Origin of the sequence: Burkholderia seminalis DSM 23518, from assembly GCF_902832885.1 — a bacterium.
Classification (GTDB): Bacteria; Pseudomonadota; Gammaproteobacteria; order Burkholderiales; family Burkholderiaceae; genus Burkholderia; species Burkholderia seminalis.
Genome location: NZ_CADFDK010000023.1, coordinates 1 through 18,620, shown reverse-complemented (window position 1 = coordinate 18,620; position 18,620 = coordinate 1). Strand labels below are relative to the sequence as shown.

At 54.5% G+C, this 18,620-nt stretch carries 12 protein-coding genes and 6 pseudogenes; 10 read left to right on the top strand and 8 right to left on the bottom strand.

What is annotated here, in order from left to right:
- The first annotated feature begins 6 nt into the window (after positions 1-6).
- The 7 genes from HWX00_RS34950 (at position 7) to HWX00_RS36655 (ending at position 8,699) form a co-directional block, all read left to right on the top strand.
- Positions 7-1,092, top strand: coding sequence for a type II secretion system protein (locus HWX00_RS34950; RefSeq protein ID WP_175028717.1), 1,086 nt, complete (start codon positions 7-9; stop codon positions 1,090-1,092).
- A 9-nt stretch (positions 1,093-1,101) separates the two neighbouring features.
- Complete coding sequence (locus tag HWX00_RS34945) at positions 1,102-2,166, top strand: hypothetical protein (protein WP_175028716.1); 1,065 nt, start codon at positions 1,102-1,104, stop codon at positions 2,164-2,166.
- A gap of 75 nt (positions 2,167-2,241) precedes the next feature.
- Complete coding sequence (locus HWX00_RS34940) at positions 2,242-2,958, top strand: prepilin-type N-terminal cleavage/methylation domain-containing protein (RefSeq protein WP_175028715.1); 717 nt, start codon at positions 2,242-2,244, stop codon at positions 2,956-2,958.
- Between the two features lie 616 nt (positions 2,959-3,574).
- Positions 3,575-4,114: a fimbrial protein gene (locus HWX00_RS34935; protein WP_175028714.1), complete on the top strand. Its 540-nt coding sequence runs from the start codon at positions 3,575-3,577 to the stop codon at positions 4,112-4,114.
- Between the two features lie 77 nt (positions 4,115-4,191).
- On the top strand, positions 4,192-4,968 hold the full coding sequence (locus tag HWX00_RS34930) for a fimbria/pilus periplasmic chaperone (protein WP_175028713.1): 777 nt from the start codon (positions 4,192-4,194) through the stop codon (positions 4,966-4,968).
- 72 nt (positions 4,969-5,040) lie between these two features.
- Positions 5,041-7,599, top strand: a complete 2,559-nt coding sequence (locus tag HWX00_RS34925; protein WP_175028712.1) for a fimbria/pilus outer membrane usher protein — start codon at positions 5,041-5,043, stop codon at positions 7,597-7,599.
- The gene (locus HWX00_RS36655; RefSeq protein ID WP_208456752.1) at positions 7,596-8,699 is read left to right on the top strand and encodes a fimbrial protein; all 1,104 of its coding nucleotides are present in this window, start codon (positions 7,596-7,598) and stop codon (positions 8,697-8,699) included. The genes HWX00_RS34925 and HWX00_RS36655 overlap by 4 nt, the downstream gene beginning before the upstream one ends.
- A 2,735-nt stretch (positions 8,700-11,434) precedes the next feature.
- On the opposite strand, the gene HWX00_RS37510 is transcribed toward HWX00_RS36655, so the two are convergent.
- The 3 genes and pseudogenes from HWX00_RS37510 to HWX00_RS34905 all read right to left on the bottom strand — a co-directional run.
- The gene (locus tag HWX00_RS37510; RefSeq protein ID WP_367651043.1) at positions 11,435-11,671 is read right to left on the bottom strand and encodes a transposase domain-containing protein; all 237 of its coding nucleotides are present in this window, start codon (positions 11,669-11,671) and stop codon (positions 11,435-11,437) included.
- Positions 11,672-11,685: 14 nt separating this feature from the next.
- Positions 11,686-12,008 (bottom strand): annotated as a pseudogene (locus HWX00_RS37505) (IS66 family transposase).
- A gap of 77 nt (positions 12,009-12,085) precedes the next feature.
- Positions 12,086-12,415 (bottom strand): annotated as a pseudogene (locus tag HWX00_RS34905) (integrase core domain-containing protein); the annotation flags it as partial.
- Positions 12,416-12,497: 82 nt separating this feature from the next.
- Here HWX00_RS34905 and HWX00_RS34900 point away from each other — a divergent pair.
- Positions 12,498-13,784 carry an IS110 family RNA-guided transposase gene (locus HWX00_RS34900; RefSeq protein WP_060011748.1) on the top strand — a complete coding sequence of 429 codons (1,287 nt, stop codon included), beginning with the start codon at positions 12,498-12,500 and terminating at the stop codon, positions 13,782-13,784.
- 224 nt (positions 13,785-14,008) lie between these two features.
- On the opposite strand, the pseudogene HWX00_RS34895 reads toward HWX00_RS34900, so the two are convergent.
- A pseudogene (locus tag HWX00_RS34895) lies at positions 14,009-14,820 on the bottom strand (IS3 family transposase); the annotation flags it as partial.
- 83 nt (positions 14,821-14,903) lie between these two features.
- Between HWX00_RS34895 and istB the strand changes: the two are divergent.
- Positions 14,904-15,116, top strand: a pseudogene (istB, locus tag HWX00_RS34890) (IS21-like element ISBmu3 family helper ATPase IstB); the annotation flags it as partial.
- A gap of 15 nt (positions 15,117-15,131) precedes the next feature.
- Here the strand turns inward: istB and HWX00_RS37500 are convergent.
- The 3 genes and pseudogenes from HWX00_RS37500 to HWX00_RS34880 form a co-directional block, all read right to left on the bottom strand.
- A complete protein-coding gene (locus HWX00_RS37500) occupies positions 15,132-15,200 on the bottom strand; it encodes a hypothetical protein (protein ID WP_367651045.1) in 69 nt (22 codons plus the stop codon).
- Positions 15,201-15,214: 14 nt separating this feature from the next.
- Positions 15,215-15,858, bottom strand: a pseudogene (locus tag HWX00_RS34885) (transposase); the annotation flags it as partial.
- A 339-nt stretch (positions 15,859-16,197) separates the two neighbouring features.
- Positions 16,198-16,770, bottom strand: coding sequence for a recombinase family protein (locus HWX00_RS34880; RefSeq protein ID WP_175028710.1), 573 nt, complete (start codon positions 16,768-16,770; stop codon positions 16,198-16,200).
- A 393-nt stretch (positions 16,771-17,163) separates the two neighbouring features.
- Here HWX00_RS34880 and HWX00_RS37230 point away from each other — a divergent pair.
- A pseudogene (locus tag HWX00_RS37230) lies at positions 17,164-17,256 on the top strand (ESPR domain-containing protein); the annotation flags it as partial.
- A 509-nt stretch (positions 17,257-17,765) separates the two neighbouring features.
- Here the strand turns inward: HWX00_RS37230 and HWX00_RS37225 are convergent.
- On the bottom strand, positions 17,766-18,524 hold the full coding sequence (locus HWX00_RS37225) for a hypothetical protein (protein WP_279612831.1): 759 nt from the start codon (positions 18,522-18,524) through the stop codon (positions 17,766-17,768).
- Positions 18,525-18,620 lie beyond the last annotated feature (96 nt).

Below are 18,620 nucleotides of genomic sequence, written 5' to 3'. Positions count from 1 at the left end.
GTCGAAATGAGGCAACGTGGATTTACTATCCTCGAGCTGACGCTTGCTCTGATCACGTTCGGTACGCTCATTAGCGTCATCGTGACGTTGTTGAACGCGTCGACAAATCCGGTGTCGACCACTGGTCAAACTGCGGCGGAAGCGACTCTAACTGAGGCCGATCGCTCCGTGGTCGGATTTGCGTTGGCCAATTTTGTCTTTCCTTCTCCGGTGGGGGCGGCGCCTATCGATATCAATGGGCTCATCCCTGGGCAACTTCCGGCCAATGACGTTGGCATGGCGACGAGCCCGAAAGCGTGGTATTGGATCGATTCGAGGTTGCTTGATCCAAGCCCATACACACCCGACCCGGACAATCTCACACAAGGCAATCTGCCATCACGGCAAATTTTCAGTTTGGTTGATTTGTGCGGCGCCCTCAAGACTGTTCAGCAATCCCCGAACGGATCTATCCAGGGCGTGCCCGTTGCGATGGTGTTAGCAACGTTGAGCCCGGGAGGTGGGGCGACAGTTCCGGCCACGTTACCGTTGCCGGGGAGTTCTGCTGCATTGCAGTTAGCCGCACAAGGCTTTTCTGTTTCCGCTCAGGGGCCAGGGGAGTTACTTGAAAAACTGCACTGCCCGCGGATACTCAGCGCAGTTAGCGCCAATATGAGATCAATCGCAATCGCGACGGACTTGCAGGCATGGGCAGCGGATCTTATGAATTACCGGACCGTGCAACTTGCATCGGATCAGCAAAGCGATTTCAGTACTAACTTACGACTCGGCTTGGCAATAGCGACGCTGTCCGTACTTGGAGCAGACATGATAAGTACGACCGTCCAGATAGCGATGAGTTTGCCTGATGCGCGGTCCCTAGTGAGTGCCGCCGAGGCGGCTAACGCCATAGTCGGGATTGGCGTTCTGGCTGCAAATATCGCCACGGTCTCTGACCAGATCGTAACGATTGAGGCACAGCTTTCGGCCTTGCCGTCCGGGGTCGCGAGCGACCAACTGGCGGTCAATGCCGCCAGTGTTGTACAAGATAATGCTGCGTTTGCGTTGAGAAACGCGCAATTATCGTACTCTTGGTCGTTACTCGGTCTTTGAGGATGGGGTATGAATAAAATTCATCAAAGAGGTTTTGGCTTAATCGATATGGCCGTAGCTGTCATGGTGGCCGGTCTACTGACGGCGATATTCGCCACGATTCAGCAGGCGACTAGTCAACGCAACGCGGTATCGAATGTAACTGACCTTTACACTAGGATTGACGAGGCTATTGTCGCGTTTGCGCAATTGAATGATCGCTTGCCTTGCCCCGCCACCGATGACGGTGGCGTAGAGAACTGCTCGGGGGCAACGACCGGGCAGGTCCCGTACTTGACGATTGGATTGCCAAACTATGAGGCTGCAAGTATTACATATTCACTCAAGGCATACACAGCCAGTGATGGATCAAGCGTTGACCTGAGTAAAACCGCGGTACCTGGGGTTTTGCAGTTCCGGATGTCCGATCAGCCAACTGCATCTGTTGTTCCACTGAAGGGAAGCGGACCGAACGGCGGAAGTTTCAATTTGCTCGGACTTTGCGAAGCATTGACTCGGCCGCGTGCGTCCGGCTCCGGCGGCGCTTTAGCATATAGCCTATCTCGCGTCTCAGTTTCTAGTGGATTCGGTATTGTTCCGGGATATTCGGTGTCGGTGGACGACCTTGCGGCACGAATGGCGTGCGGTGCATTGGTATCCAGCGCAGCACGTGGCTACTTCAATACTGTCGCTGCATTCGCAGCAACATTGCGAAATTTCGAAGATTATTTGAACTTTGAAAATATTGGACTACAGGTTGCAAATACAGATTTGGCATATGGAATTTTTATCGTTTCAACCAGTGGACCGATGAAGGTCGATGTCAAAAAGGCCCAAGTTCAGGCGGCGACCGGTGTCTGTTTGGTCGACTCATCGAAATGCGGTGCGGTTGGGTTTGCGGCAACTGATTTGGCTACAGAGTCAGCCTATGAAACGCTAAACGCGCTAAGGCTGGCGCGTTATGTAATCAATCAAGGCAACGCTTCGGCAAACATGTCTGCCATGACAGCTTTGACAGCTCAGGTGGCTGCGCAGCTCGATGCTGTCCAGAATCGAGCAATGGAAAGTGCGGCTGGCGGTGTGTATACCCCCTAGTGGCTACATGAACATAGATGTGACGAGTAAAAATAATTTGGCTCTGAAGAAATATAACCGTAATTCGAGGTTGTGATGGATGATAGCGTTTCGCACCATTATTCCGAAAATCCTTGTCGGCAGCGTGGATTCTCGTTGCTTGAACTGAGTGTAGTGCTGGTGGTTATCGCAGTAATCGTATCGATCTCGACCGTCGGAGTTAATTTGTACCGAAGTGCGAAAGGCATTAAAGCCTACACCGACTTTATTCAACCATGGGTATCAAGTTATACAAGTTATGTGACAGCGGTCAAGGCTCAACCAGGCGACGATCCGGGGAATCCCATCGGTCGGGTTGTGGGCCCTGATGGCGGGCCGGTACTGTGTGACAGCCAGGCTGGCGCATTTCTGAGTAATAGTATGTTGTCGAAAGGTGTGTCTCTCCCTCAAGGTCGTGGTCCGGGCAATGCGACTAAATATGTATATGAAGATCGAAACGGCTTCCCTCACGAGATGCAGGTGTGTTTTGCCACGGTGAATTGGTCTGTACCGGGTGCATCGGTGGGCACGTATGTGATAGTGCAAAAAAATGTGCTCGATATACGCGGTCTCACGCCGGACCTTGCGTTGCAGTTTGACAGCGTCATCGATCCAACGGTGACGGGCAACATGGGCAGTTTGAGAGACGCGACGTTGGCGGCGGATACTAATGGCGTTGTATTGCCATGGTCTCTGACGCCAAATGCAACTTTTGACGGACAATCTGGAGAGGGGCAGGCCGCCGAACTGGAGGCCTATCTATTATTGAATTAGGGATAACGGTGATTTGGGTTGACAGGGAGTTTTAGTATCCGTTGTGGCTATTGAAATTAAAATTAACTAAATTAGATTGATATCTAATCCAGGCATCAAAGTGGATCGGTGATCTTCGTGAGAATTGCGATTGACCGGAATTGTCGATTGGCACAACTGGTGATGCCGCTCGCATATGTTTCTTCTGGTGTGTCCGCTATGTGGTGGAGTGTGGTTGGATTTTATGAAAATCCTCGGAGTGAAGCGTTGTTTATAAATCGTCCGAATTGCGATTAAATTGAATTTCGCATTTAAGGGTAATTGACAATTCTGAACGGTTTTTATCTATGTGGGAAATTCGCAACGTCATGGGCTTAGTTTTACTTCAACAGATTTGAAGCAAAACTCTACTGTGGTAATGTTGTGGTTTATCTCGGCTGTCATGATGCATCGATAAGAATCCGATAAGGAAATTTCTCGGAGTTGTTTTTCATTTGTCTGTTCGATTCGCTGAGTGTATCGATGTGGCGAAAAGACGGGTGAAAGGCGGTGCGCGATCGTTACGTCATTCGTGATGGGCGCAAAGGTGTGGCAAGTAAAATGTCACAAATTTTAATTTAATTAATTAGGAATACGTATGAAATTGGGGAAATTGCTTGCTGGTCTGGCTACGGCGGGCCTTGTCGTCGCGTCTCACGGCGCATTTGCCGCTGACGGTACGATTACGTTCAACGGTCAAATTACCGCTCAAACCTGCACGATCAACGGAAACGGAACCGGTTCGAGTAATTTTACGGTCACGCTGCCGACCGTCTCCACCTCGAGCTTGTCGAGCGCGGGTAAAACGGCAGGTCGTACGCCGTTCGAGATCTCTCTGACAAACTGCACACCCAATTCGGGTAACGTCCACGTATATTTTGAACCGGGCCCGACGACTGATTTGTCGACTGGTTATCTGAGCGGCACTGGCGTGACCAATCTCGAGCTCGGTTTGCTGAATGGAGACTTCAGTCAGATTAACGCTGGCTATGCGGATGCTAATCAAAACTCCAAGGCCGTTGCGATTAATTCTGGATCCGCCAATCTGCAATACTACGTGCAATATGTCGCTGTAAATGGTGCTTCCGGCACGGGTAACGTCACCACGAGCGTGATGTACACGCTGGCTTACAACTAAATCGTAAGCACCTTAATGGGAGGCGGGCGACACCATCGTCGCTCCGCTTCTCTGAACCGCTTATCTTGTTACCTATGATGAAGACATTGTTCGGACGAGCCTGCGTTATTGCAGCGGGGGTCGCAATCTCCTTTTTCCTCACGAATGCTGCAACAGCGTGTGTCGTTATCGGGGCAACGCGCTTGATATACGTTCAGGGCGAGTCCGAGGTTACCGTCAAGATCAGTAGTAACGAATGCGACAAGCCTACATTGCTTCAAACTTGGATCGATGACGGCAAGGCCTCGATGGCGCCCGCAGATGTAGCGCCTCCACCGTTCACGGTGACACCGCCGTTCGCCCGATTGGATCCCAATAAGGCGCAGACGCTTCGGATACTTTATACAGGGGATTCGCTCCCCGGAGATAAGGAATCTGTGTTTTGGTTAAATGTCGTGGAAGTGCCGCCAAAACCGTCGGGCGACGAAGCGAGTATCAACCATCTTCAATTGGCGTTTCGAACCAGAATTAAACTGTTTTACCGACCTTCGGGTCTCGTCGGGAACGCTGCTGACGCTCCAGCCAAGGTGCAATGGCGATTGATGAAAGAGGGCAATCGTTACGCAGTTGAGGCGAAAAATTCGACCGCGTTTCATGTATCGATTTCTGAATTGGGCGTGACGAGAAACGGGAAAGCTTCTCATGTCGCCGACGGCGGGATGATCGATCCAGAAAGTACCAAGATTTTTCCTCTCGTTGGTGAGATTCCTTCCGGTCAACCAATTCGGTTGCATTATCGGGCAATCAATGATTTCGGCGGCCCGACGGAAGGAGATGTCGACGTCAACGAATCGACGTCTTCCACGTCGAAATAATATAAATGATCCATGTGCTGCGCTAAATTTCTTTAGCGTTACGTACGCCTTAAATTTGCGCGGTGCCATCAAATGCTATTGCGTTCGCCCTCCATTAAATTAAAAGCGCTTAATGCTGCTCTGCTTGGCGTGTTGGTATCCATTCATTTGACAGCAAGCGGTGCGTCGATGGGATCGACGGTTTCGACAGCAGAGGTTGATTTCAATGATCAACTTTTGCATCCCATGGAGGGCGTTCGCGTCGACGTGAGCCGCTTTAACAAAGGCAATGTCGTCCTTCCAGGAACTTACCGTGCAGACTTGTATTTCAACCAGGTTTGGTTCGGTCGTGCAGAAGTACTCATGCGCGCCGGCGAGGGTAGTGCGCTCAATGCTCAAGCCTGCTTTGATCGGCCCCTGCTAGAGCGCATGGGTGTTGACTTGACGAAGTTGTCGGTCGACGCGTTGGCTCGCCTGGCTGCACAGGGGTGCGCACCATTGCCTGACTTGGTACCCGCGGCGGTAGCGGAGTTCGATTCGGGAGAGCAGCGGCTTGATATAAGCTTACCGCAGGCGTCGCTCGTCCGTAGCGCACGAGGGTACGTCGATCCCCAATACTGGGATAACGGGATTACAGCGGCTCGGCTGCAGTATAACTTCAACGCTTATAGCTTTTCGTCGCAGGGTCAATCGGCAACATCTGGATATTTAGGCTTGAACGCTGGGTTCAATTTTGGGGCGTGGCGCTTTAGACATCTGGGTAATCTGGGCTATGAGAGTCGATATGGAAGTCATTATCAGATTATCCAGACATATTTGGAAAGAAGCTTTGCTGATCTGAGGAGTCGATTCACGGCGGGTGATGCATTTACCGATGGAGTCGTATTCGATAGTGTGGGTTTTCGGGGTATTCAACTTGGTAGTGACGACAGAATGTATCCCGATTCTCAGCGAGGTTATGCACCGACAATTCACGGCATAGCCAACACGAGTGCGCGGGTCCAGGTGCGTCAGAACGGAAACGTGATCTACGAGACGACAGTTGCTCCTGGTGCGTTTGTCATCGACGATCTCTATCCGACGGGCTACGGTGGCAACCTCGAGGTCGTGGTAACCGAGGCGGATGGCAGTGTGCATATTTCCCAAGTTCCATATGCGGCTGCTGTCAACGCTCTGCGTCCCGGAGTGACACGCTACGAGGTCACGGCTGGGCAATATCGCAGCACCGGCGCCGTGCGCAGTCCATTAATGTTTCAGGCCACTGTTCAGCACGGCTTGACGAACCTGCTCACCGCGTACGGTGGAGTATTGTCAGCTCAAGACTATGTATCTGCGGCGATTGGCGTTGCGTTGAACACGCGCGTTGGTGCGTTCGGACTGGATGTGACGCAAGCTTGGGCGCGCCTGCCAGGACAGGGCGATCGGAATGGATCAAGTATTCGCCTCGCATATAGCAAACTCCTCGAGATGACCGGTACCAATTTTGCTCTGGCTGCTTACCGGTATTCGAGTAGCGGATACCTCAGTCTGACTGATGCCTTGGCATTGAGCAACGCCGAAAACAACACATCAAACGCTGCATTAACGGGGATCCAGCGAAATCGACTACAACTGACGATGAGTCAGCCGTTACCGCAAGGATATGGGTCGTTCTATCTGTCAGGAAGCACACAGAATTACTGGAATCGCTCCGGCACAAATACTCAATTTCAAATTGGTTACAATAACAGTTTTCGACGTATAACGTATGGGATATCCGCGTCACGCCAATTCGATTTGACGGCATCACGGTGGGACAACCGGTTCCTCATTAATGTCGGTATCCCGCTTGGGATCGGGTCACACGCACCGTATTCGACGACAAGTTTGCAGCGTGATACGCACGGCGGCTTTGATCTTCAGCAATCGGTCACCGGTTCCTTGGGCGTGGATAATGCATTCACATACGGGCTGCGTGCGGATCAAAGCGGTGGAAATGGCTCTCGAGCGAATACCAGTGTGGGCAGCAACGTCTCATATTTGTCGCCCGTGACAACGGTTACCGCTAATGCTAGCACGAGTCGCACATACAACCAGGTGGGAGCCGGTCTTTCCGGCGGGATCGTTGCATATTCAGACGGGATAGTCTTTACGCCCAGCATGGGCGAGACCATGGCGATCGTAGAAGCGAAGGATGCCGTCGGCGCGCGCATTGCCAATGGCAGCGGTCTACGTATCGATCGGTGGGGGCACACACTTGTGTCGAGTCTGACGCCGTTTGCAAGCAACGCGATTGAAATCGATCCCAAGGGACTACCGATACAGGTTGAGCTCAAGGCGACCGAGCAGCATGTTGCACCGACTGCCGGCGCGATCGTGCGAATGAAATTTGTCACTGAGAATGTCGGGCATACCGCAGTCTTCGAAACTCACACTGTAGATGGGAAGCCGCTACCTTTTGGTGCCGATGTATTGGATGGTAATGGGCAGAGTGTTGGTATCGTGACGCAGTCTGGACGGATTATTGCCCGTAAGCTTTACACCAATACGGGTGAGCTGGTAGTGAAGTGGGGCGATGCACCATCCGAGCGCTGTTCTGTTACATATAACTTGCCTGACAAGCCTGTCGCAGGCTCGACGCTATATTCGGCGAAAGGAATGGTCTGCAAATGAAACTTGTGAATCGAACGGAATTTTTTTCGCTGGTGATCAATTACAGATGGTTGGGCTGCAGAAATGCGGCACAAAACATATGCGCAGTGCTATTGGCGCTATGCGCGATGTTTTGTGAACCTGCTTTTGCCAGTTTCAACTGTTCACATAGTGGTGGGGCACTTAGCTTTAATGTTCCGAATGGACACTATACAGTGCCGCGTGATACGCCGGTTGGAACTCGAATCACGCCGTTTATCGGTGTTCAGCAGAATCAAAATGTATGGACATGTTCTGAAACGACCAACGCGTTTTTGGGCCCGATCTATCAGGCTGCATTGGTAGATTCCGGGCAAACGTACACCGAGGCGGGGCTCACATATGAAGTATTTAATACGAATCTCGCGGGTGTGGGTGTCATTATGGCGATCAATAGCTACGTGGGTACCGCATGGTATCCCATCAAGTACGCTATCGGTACAACTGGGTGGAATTTTGGTGGTACCTATTCCCGCTCAGGCGGGTTCAGCAATGTAGTGTTTGGCGTAAGCATGAACTTTGCGTTCGTGAAGACAGGACCGATTACACCGGGCATGGTTACGTGGTCCGGTCCGATCGCCAATGTCGCAATATCAGAACGGCCGGTATCAACGGTATCCAATCAATTAAACGTCTTCGCGGTTGGCAACCCGACGTTCAACGTGGCATCGTGTACTACCCCGAACAATATTCCTGTTGCTCTCGGTACGCACATGAGTTCTGAATTCACAGGGGTTAATTCCGTCAGTTCATCGGTGGGATTCAATATAGCGTTGACTAATTGTCCGGCCGGTATGAGCGAGGTGGACTATGAAATTGATGCCGTCACGACCATCGTTAATGCTGCGAACTCCGTTGTTGCACTCGACTCATCATCCACCGCAGGTGGTATCGGGGTGCAATTGCTCGATGGCTCTGGAAACCCTGTTCCACTGGGTAATCCGGTAGTTTTCAATGGATACAATTCGGCATCTGGGGGTAATTATACAATTCCTTTCCGGGCTCGGTACTATCAGACTAGTGCCCCGGTGACGCCGGGCTTAGCCAATACATTGATGACGTTCACTATGAGCTATTATTAGATCTGGGGTGCGTATTTCTCAATTGAGATAGCGATGGGCCCTGCTGCATAGAATGTGAAACTGAATGCGTTCCGGTATTTATTTCCCGTGTGAGCGGGTTGGCGCATGATTGTGTTGCCTTGGGGTGAATCGGTCGCCGTGTCGTAATCGCCAGATGCGTTTGGAGGGGCGTATTCAACGGCACATGGGCCTTGAGTAGCGAAGTGATTGATGATTTTTTTGGGTGCGCTCGTCTCGCGAATATGTCGCTGAGAGTAGGTGAGCGTGTTTTTGTATAGAGAATATGTTGCTTCGCGATTGCTCGCATACGTGTAAATTCATGGAAGAGTGATTTGGGGGTGAGTCATGATGGCGCCACGATTTAGCGGGGATTATCTTGAAAGTGTCGTGATAGAATTGATGGCCGATAAAAAAATGCGAACTGCATCTGAGATTTGCGCTGAGGTGTCAGCTAGCATTGGGCAGATGCGGCGAATATTGCTGAGACTGATTGATCGAGGCGAAATACACGTTTGTGGGTTTTCGTCAGTTAACCAGGCTCGGATTTATAAGGCAGGAGTTCATCGAGAGAAGCTTGTTAAATCACGCTCACGCTCGCGGAATCCGTCAAAAGATACTTGGGTTCCCTCCGATCTGGTCGTTCAGGCGGCAATGTTTGCCATGGTAAATCAGGGTAAGTGAACGACGCTGTTGAATAAATCAGGCATGGAGACGAAGTGGTGCCTTTGTTCGCGATCTCAGACGAAATGGATGGACCGCGGGCGAGCGCGGTCCAGCTGTTGAGCTCGTCCACTTGGACGGCAACTTCAAGGACATGAATATCAAGTACGTTGTGCTGTGAGCACGGACCCGTGAGCGTCTTGAAGCTGTACGCCGCGTTCTTGGACGACGAACCGCGGTGGTACCCTCTTTGCCGCCTCTATCGTCAATTCGTTGCATCGACGGATTGAATCCACAACCAACGTCCGCGATACCGATCCTCAACTCGTGAAACGGTACTGTCGTGTCGGAAACCGATGAAATGCGTCGTGATCGACGCCGTCGAGCAGCAAGTGGATTCGGTTGCCCGTGAGCTCGATCACCGCCTGCTGGTGACGGGGCCGCTCGGAACTCGCGGCGATTCGGCATCAGCCAGAATCCGAGCCGATCATAGAGAGGCAGCCTATGCGACACCCTTCCAGGGTGTGGGTTTCAAAGATGGCTTGTGCCGGTGGATCGAACTGCATCGACTGTTCGACCGTCGTCACAGGCGGATGCGGTCCGGGGGATGTCGATCGACTGGCATTGCAGATAGATCCGCAGATCGTTGTCGCGGTGGAGCGTCAACTCGCTCCCAACGCGACGATTGTTGCTTTGGCCATGGCGGCGTCCTGGACCGAGCACTCCAGATCAATCACAACGCCGTTGGGCAAACGTCAGTCCGCATCGTCAGAGATCTAAATAGAGGCACTCCGTCGTCCTCATGGCATACATATGCAACAGCGCCATGAGGCGTATTCGTATATTGGCCGTCACTCCGCTGCTTGTCGCGTTTACCTGAGACAATATTTTAAGAATGGATCCAAATAAAAAAATCCCGCCGGCTTGTTTCCGCAACATTAGCAGAAGCAAGGGCGGGACAGGCTTGGGTGCTTCAAGAGCAATTTGAGATTAAAGCATCGTAACCTTGTACGCTAGCTGTCGAAATTACCAGTTTGAGACTTGGATAATTCATACCAATCCAAAATTGGCGTAATGGACTCGTCAGTTTCTTGTATGTATCTTCGAGCCATAATTTGTAGCGTGGTGAGGGATGCGGTCGAGCATTGCTGCAATCGGAGTGGTGCTTGCCACCGAAGTCCTCGTCGGCAGGTTGCTGGTCAGGATCATTGGACTGCGCTCGTAGCGTTGATTTTAGCGACGATGTGGAAGTAGTGGGTAGCCTGATCGCTCGAGAGTGGCAGATAGCCAATCTCCCCAACAATGAGCAACCCCGGGCCGAGAATGTCGTGTCGAAGTGCGGATTCGTATTCCTTCTGTCAAATCTAGCGGAATGAAGAGCTCTTCTCCATCCGAGGGCAGCAGCGTCGATCTTAAGAACGTGTTTGCAGATCTCGACGTGGACGAGGCCGGCAAAGCGGCGTCGACCAGGTCACTATATCCCGCAGCTAGTGGAGCGCATTGATTGCGCAGTTGCCGTTGTGTGTGATCGGTCCGAAAGCATGACCTGGAGCGCGTTACTGGGCAAGCGTGCCCCAGGCTATGGTCACCTAGTGAGATTGACGGCGCCGAAGCTGGTTGTGCCATTTCCGATGCCGGCGGAGCATGAAGTCCATCCCGCGATAGATTGGCACGATCGTTACCTCCTGTCGAAGCAGCGCCGGCACCGCGTCGTCGCTTTCGGTGCCGTGCAGTTGATCTCGATCGGGCACGGTAGCCGCCGCGAGCCAAGGTGCCTCACGTAGTTGCCGTCTGAGTGAGAGAAGTTCCTTCGTTTGCGAGCACCTGCAGGTCGTGACAATCAAGCCGCCCCCGGCGCGAAATCTGCGGCATTAGCAAACAGCGGCGCCGCGCGAGCGCGCTTTATCAGACTGGCCGCATCTTCGCCCATACCACGCAACCACAAATCATAGATAACAGACGCCGGCGTCGTCCGACCTTTGATCGCAGAATCGGACGACGCTATTAGTTCTCTTGAATTGTAAGCGTGCGACTCGTACCGTAGCGGCAGGAGTTGACGGACGGAGATGTGCGGTTCAGTGAACCGGCGTGGTACGAGCGTTCGCCGGCAGCAGCGACACGACGTTCCACGGCAGCAGTTCGTCGATGCGGTTAATCGGGTGATCGGCGATGCGGTCGATGACGCGATGCAGGTAGGCCTCGGGATCGATCCCGTTCAGGCGCGCGGAACCGATGAGGCTGTACATCGCCGCCGCGCGTTCGCCGCCGGAATCCGCACCGGCGAACAGATAGTTCCGGCGGCCGATCGCCACCCCGTGAGCGCGCGTTAGGCCGGCAGTTTATCGATCTCCACTCGACCGTCGCTGCAGTAGTAGACGAGCGCGGCCCAGCGGTTCAGGGCGTACTGAATCGCTTTGCTGGTATCCGATTTCCCCGACAGCGTCTGAGCGTGGCTTCGAACCACAGCTTCAGGCTGTCGAGCAGCGGAGCCGCATGGGTTTGCCGGATTCGCCGACGCTCGTCAGGTGGTTTGCTGCGGATCTGCGCCTCGATCTGGTACAGCGCGCCGAAGCGCTCGAGCGCTTCGGTCGTGATCGGCGACTTCCTCACGACATGCAGGTCGTGCAGCTTGCGTCGGGCGTGCGCCATGCAGGCTGCTTCATGGATCCGCCCACTCTTGTAAAGCTCGGCCTAGCCGGCGAAGGCATCTTGACCCTGAACCAGAATTAGTCCCGGTCGGAAGTGGAGATTTCCGGCTTGGTTGAGTTGTCAGGCGAGGCGGATTCCCTTGCCTGACGGGCGAATTCGGCGGGCGTCATCCACTGCAATGCGGAGTGGGGACGCACCTCGTTATAGTACGTGCGCCAGTCGTCGATTTTGCTCTGCGCGTCGGCCAATGACAAGAACCAATGCGCGTTCAGACATTCTTGCCGGAAGCGCCCGTTGAAGCTTTCGACCTTGGCGTTGTCAGTAGGCGTGCCCGGCCGGCTGAAATCCAGTTCGACGCCATGTTCATACGCCCAGCGATCCATTGCCTTCGAGATGAACTCGCTGCCGTAGTACATGCAGAATGTCAGCCATCAGGGGTAACGGGCATCCTTTGGATTGCCCGTTCACCGCCCGCCGGAGGAAACCGAAATGGCCGACTTGCTGGAAGGTACGCTGCCCCTGAACCTGGTTGCAATCGACATCGCCCGTTATTCGAACGCTGTGTTGATCGAGTTGTCGGACGGGAAGCGTCAGCGCTTCCGGATGACCAACAGCGCTCCTGACTTCGACCGGCTGTTGAGTTACCTTCAAGCGCTACCCGGCAATTGCCGGGTAGCGCTTGAGCCGACCGGCGACTACCATCGCCCGCTGGCTCACCGCCTGCTCACAGCTGGGCACGAGGTGGTCAGCATCAATTCCGTGGCACAGGCGCGGTATCGCGAAGCGATGTTCAACTCTTGGGACAAGAACGATCCCAAGGACGCGCAGGTCATCCTGGAAATGCTCAGGCGTGGCACCTATCAGCGCTACGTGGACCCGCAGATCGCCGGCCATCATGACCTGCAGGAACTTGCAAAGACCTACTACCAAGTTTCCCGCGCACGCACCAAGGTGCAGCACTCTCTGATCAACCACAGCCTGCCCCTGTACTTCCCGGAGATGCACCGCTACTGGTGCACCACCCGCAACGAATGGTTCGTGCGTTTCCTGCTCGAGTTTCCGACGCCGACGCATGTACGCGCCCTGGATCGCGAGAGCTTTGTGGCTGCTGCATGGGATCTGGTCGGCCGCAAGGTGAACAAACGCGCCAAACTCGAAGAGATATGGGAAACAGCTGCACACACCGCTGCCTTGCCTCACGCGCCGGATTGCCTGGCTGTCGAGACATTCCGTATTACCCTTCGCCGGTACCAGGAGCTCAACGTACTGCGAGCGGCAATCGAGGCGCGCGCCGAGGCGGAGCTTCACGACAATATCGACTTCGCCCATCTGAAGACGCTGCCTGGCATCGGCTCGGTGATCGCCATGACTATCCTCGCCGAGGCCGGCGACCTGCGCCGCTTCGGTCACCACCGTCAGTTCCTGAAGTACTGTGGATTCGACCTGGCGAAGATACAGTCGGGTACCCAGCGGGGGCGCGAGCAACTCTCCAAGCGCGGCAATGCACGATTGCGGCTGGCCTTCTGGATGGCAGGCATGGCTGCCGTGCGCATGAAGGAGAACTCATTCCGCTCGAAATATGAACGTTACGTCCATGCAGATCCGGACGACGCTGACCTCAAGCGCAAGGCGCTTACCGCCGTGGCAGCGAAGATGGCTCGCGTGGCTTACAGCATGATCAAGAAGAACCAGCCTTATAGGCAGTTCTTCGAACTCGGTTTACCCAGTGGATCGATCCCTCTCTCGGCTGCCGTTGGGGCGCAGGCGACCCCGTAGATAATGCTCGGACCTTCCGCTGGGGCTTCTATGCTGTTTTAGGTACGGTGAAGATCACGCCGTGTGCGATGAATCTTGTGTCCACTATGGTCAGCAAGTCTCCCCGATGCCGCGGAAGACCACTGGTTGGTTGTCATTCGCTCTTTGACAGCTCGCGCACTGCATCTCGCCGTGTGCGCGGCCCCGTTTTACCTTGCGTTGCACATTCCGCTTGCATTTAGAACGTTGTCGACCTTGATCGTGGCAGGGTGCCCGCGCATGGCGGTGATACGCGTCAGCGCTTCGACCACATGCTCTCCCTTCAGGCTTTGTCCAACCTCGATGGCCAGGCATTCCCGTGTGTAGTTGTCGACGACGGTCAGAGTCCGAAGGCGTCGCCCATCGAACAGTGCATCCGCAACGAAATCCATGCTCCAAATTTCGTTGATCGCGGTCACGATATGCTTGGGCTGTCGCAGCCGAGCCGATTTGTTGCGTCGTGGCCGCTTATGCCGCAATGAGAGTCCCTCCGCCCGATACAGCCTGTAGACGCGCTTGCAGTTATCTCGCCAGCCTTCCCGTCGCAGGACCACGTGAACGCGCCGATACCCATAGTGCACGCGCGTGGCGGTGATCTCCTTGATACGCATGAGCAGCGCCGACGAATCACGCGCAACCGACTGATACCGATACAGCGAACGAGACATGCCAAACAACGCGCAAGTCTTCGTCAGGCTGGTTCGATAGCGATCACGCAATTCATCGATCAACATGCGCCGACGGGCAGGCTTCAGAGCTTTTTTGCGAGTACGTCCTGCAGCATGGCCTTGTCCAGGCTCAGGTCCGCCACGAGCCGCTTCAACTTCGTGTTTTCCTCTTCGAGCTGGCGCAAGCGGCGCAACTCAGAAGGCCCCAGCCCTCCGAATTTCTTCTTCCAGTTGTAGAAAGTCGCCTCGCTTATTCCGAGTTTGCGGCAGATCTCCTCGACCTTCGTACCCAGCTCGGCTTGCTTCAGGGCAAATGCGATCTGCTCTTCCGTAAACTTGCTCGTCTTCATGGCATGGCCTTCGTGTCCGCGTGGACACATCATGCCGAATTTCTCTACCTTTGCACCGGACTATTTCTTGGGTCAGGGTCACCCGAAACGATCTGCTCGAAGTGCTCGACGATCGCGTTGGCACGCGCTCCACGATCATTACCAGCCAACTGCCATTGGAACACTGGCACGCCTGGCTGCAGGACCCGACGCTCGCCGACGCGATCCTCGACCGGCTCGTCCATCAGGCCCACAAGCTACCGTTGAAGGGCGAATCGATGCGGAAGACCAACGCCAAGCAGTCCTCCGCATCCTGATCGCGATCACCTTCGCTATAATCCATTGACCGCGCAACACCACCTTCCAAAATGATCACGTTCGCCGAAACGGCTGATCACCATCACCGAAATCCGCACGCATCCATCACGAAATCGATTGACCACACCTCGTTGGGGGCGCCCGGCAATGCCAGTTGCTCGCGCTCAATCATGACGCCATGGCGCTTGCGACGGCGCCGCACAGCCAGCCCTGCCTCACGGTACAGGCGATAGATGCGCTTGTGATTGGCGTGCGTGCCTTCGCGCTCCACTAGAGCGTGCAATCGGCGGTAGCCGAATCGACGACGTTCGTGTGCCAACTCCACCAGACGCGCCGTTAGCACCTCATTCTCGTGGTCTGGCTTCGCGTCGTAATGCAGCACGCTGCGAGAAAGCCCGACAAGCCGGCAGGCGCGGCGCTCGGAGATGTTGACCTTCTCCCGAATCGCCGATACTGCTTCGCGTTTGGCTTGCGGGCTCAGGGCTTTCCCTTGACGACGACCTTCAACGCTTCCATATCGAGCGTTGCTTCGGCCAGCAGCTTCTTCAGCCGGGCATTCTCCACCTCGAGGTCCTTGAGCCGGCGGGCTTCCGAGACTTCCATGCCGCCGAACTTCGCACGCCAGGTGTAGAACGACGCATCACTGAACCCGTGCTTCCTGCACAGTTCCTTGACCGGCATATCGGCCTCGGCTTCCTTCAGAAACCCGATGATTTGCTGTTCCGTAAAGCGCTTCTTCATGTTCGTCTTCTTCTCCGAGAACGAACTTTACTAGACTCCGGCTGGCCCTGTTTGCAGGGGGCAGGTCACCACTGCATACGCAGCGTCTAGTGTGTTGCATCGACGGGTTGAATCGCATTTGACCGCTGCCAGTGCCACCTTCGCTTTGAACGCCGCTGAGTGCGTCCGTCGGGTTCTCTTCGTCATCTTTCCGGTTCCTTTGCCAGCATTCTCGCTGGCTCAAGGCCCCGGCCGCCCCACTTATCCGCCTGTCCGAATTTGCGCGGCCACCTCTCACAGACGCCAGCGTCGTCCGACCTTGGATCGCAGAATCGGACGACGCTATTGGTTATCTGTAATTTATCGAATTTGGGTTTGTTCGTTGGCGAATCGGGCGCGCATACGTACCAACGTGCGCGGATTGACGCCGAAGCGGCTAGCGACAGACGTTATCGTTTCTGTCTTCATGAGAGCCAGTGCTTGCTCTTGTTGAGTCGCACTTAAGGCGGGTTTGCGTCCATGCCGTTTCCCACGTGCTTTTGCAGCTTGAATTCCGGCCTTCGTGCGTTCACTGATAAGGGTCCGTTCGAACTGGGCCATGGCGGCCATCATATGAAAAAGCAAGACGCCGCTGGACGAGTCGGTTGAAATATTTTCGGTGAGCGATTCGAACTTGACATTCTGCTGTTCGAGGTAGGTAACCAGGTCGACGAGCTTGCCAAGAGAGCGTCCCAATCGGTCGAGGCGCCATACGACAAGGATGCCACCCTTTTTGAGGCGGCGCAGGGCGCGCTCGAGCCCGGGCCGATCGAAGGTCGCGCCGGAGACACCCTGATCGCAAAAGATGACCTGACAGCCGGCGCGCCGTAGGGCGTCCTTTTGCAAGTCGAGATTTTGTTCGTCAGTCGAGACGCGTGCGTAACCAATTTTCATGACTTTGTACCTATCGAGGGCCAATCCGGGATGGCACATCCCCGACTGGACCGATGTATTGCGTGCGTGAGGAATTCAGTGAGGAACTCGACCGACTTTGCAGAGAGGAAAGCCTCGACAAAAGCAAACGTTTGCGTTTTCGACTTGGCAAAGCCGTAAACCAATCGGCAGTCCATCGTGCACCGGGAACGCAAATTTTTGTAAGAAGCCCCTCAATTGTACTAGACAAAAACGGTCCTTTTTGTCCGATCACTCACCGCCTCCAGCAACCTCTTGAAAAAACAACAAGTTACGAAATTTTTAGCGTCCTCGATCCGAGGATAGCCAAAACGACCGTTTTTGCGACGCTCCACGACTCGTGATTTAAATAAACATTTTCTTTTGGGGTGAGTAATGAACAAGATATACAAAATTATCTGGAATAAATTGCGTGCGTGTTGGGTTGTGGTATCGGAATCTGTTGCGTCAGCGTCGGGAAAATCGCAAACGTCAACTTTGTGTTCGTCTGGAATATTCACCAAAATCTGCATCGATGATGAACGCTTCCGAGGCATGCGATCTGAAATTTCGAAAGGAGTTAATGTTCTATTTGCGGCATTTTTTGCCACTTTGTTGGTGAGTGCATCGGAATCTGTATGGGCGAGTGGTGGGGCTGGTGTTATTGTAACTTGTGGATCTGGTAGTGGAACTTACATACTTGGTACTGGGGTAAATACGGGTGCGTGTAATTCGGCTGTGGGTTTGGCCGGTTTTAGTGGTATGGCGAACACCGATTTTGCTACGGGTATGAATTCTGTGGATGGGTCCAGCACGGCCTCTGCGTTCGTGTTGGACAATACTTTATCGTCTGTTTTTCTTCGTCCAGGCGGGTCAAGTTATATTACCTTTAAGCAAAGCACTGATGCTGTAACGGCAGCGGCTGGTGTCACTATTAGTGGAGTCGCATCCCAAGCGCTTACGTCAACAAGCACTTACGCGGTTAATGGCGGCCAACTTTACTCGCTATCGACCGCAGCTTCAACAGGGCTGAGCACGACGAACAGCACGGTGACGTCGCTGAGCACGTCGGCGTCTACGGGTCTGTCGTCGGCCACCAGCTCGATCACGTCGCTGTCGACCTCGGCGTCGACGGGTCTGAGCACGACCAACAGCAGGGTCACGTCACTCAGCACCTCGGCCTCTACCGGCCTGTCGTCGGCCACCAGCTCGATCACGTCGCTGTCGACCTCGGCCTCGACGGGTCTGAGCACGACCAACAGCACGGTCACGTCGTTGAGCACGTCGGCCTCTACGGGTCTGTCGTCGGCCACCAGCTCGATCACGTCGCTGTCGACCTCGGCCTCGACGGGCCTGAGCACGACCAACAGCACGGTCACGTCGTTGAGCACGTCGGCGTCTACGGGTCTGTCGTCGGCAAACAGCTCGATCACGTCGCTGTCGACCTCGGCCTCGACGGGTCTGAGCACGACCAACAGCACGGTCACGTCGTTGAGCACATCGGCCTCTACGGGTCTGTCGTCGGCCACCAGCTCGATCACGTCGCTGTCGACCTCGGCCTCGACGGGCCTGAGCACGACCAACAGCACGGTCACGTCGTTGAGCACGTCGGCCTCTACGGGTCTGTCCTCGGCCACCAGCTCGATCACGTCGTTGTCGACGTCGGCTTCGACGGGCTTGAGCACGACCAATAGCACGGTGACGTCGCTGAGCACGTCGACGTCCACCGGCCTGTCGTCGGCTAACAGTGCGATCACTTCACTGTCAACCGCCACCCTCAACGGCCTGACCTCGCTGTCGACGTCTGCCTCGACGGGCCTGAGCACGACCAATAGCACGGTCACGTCGCTGAG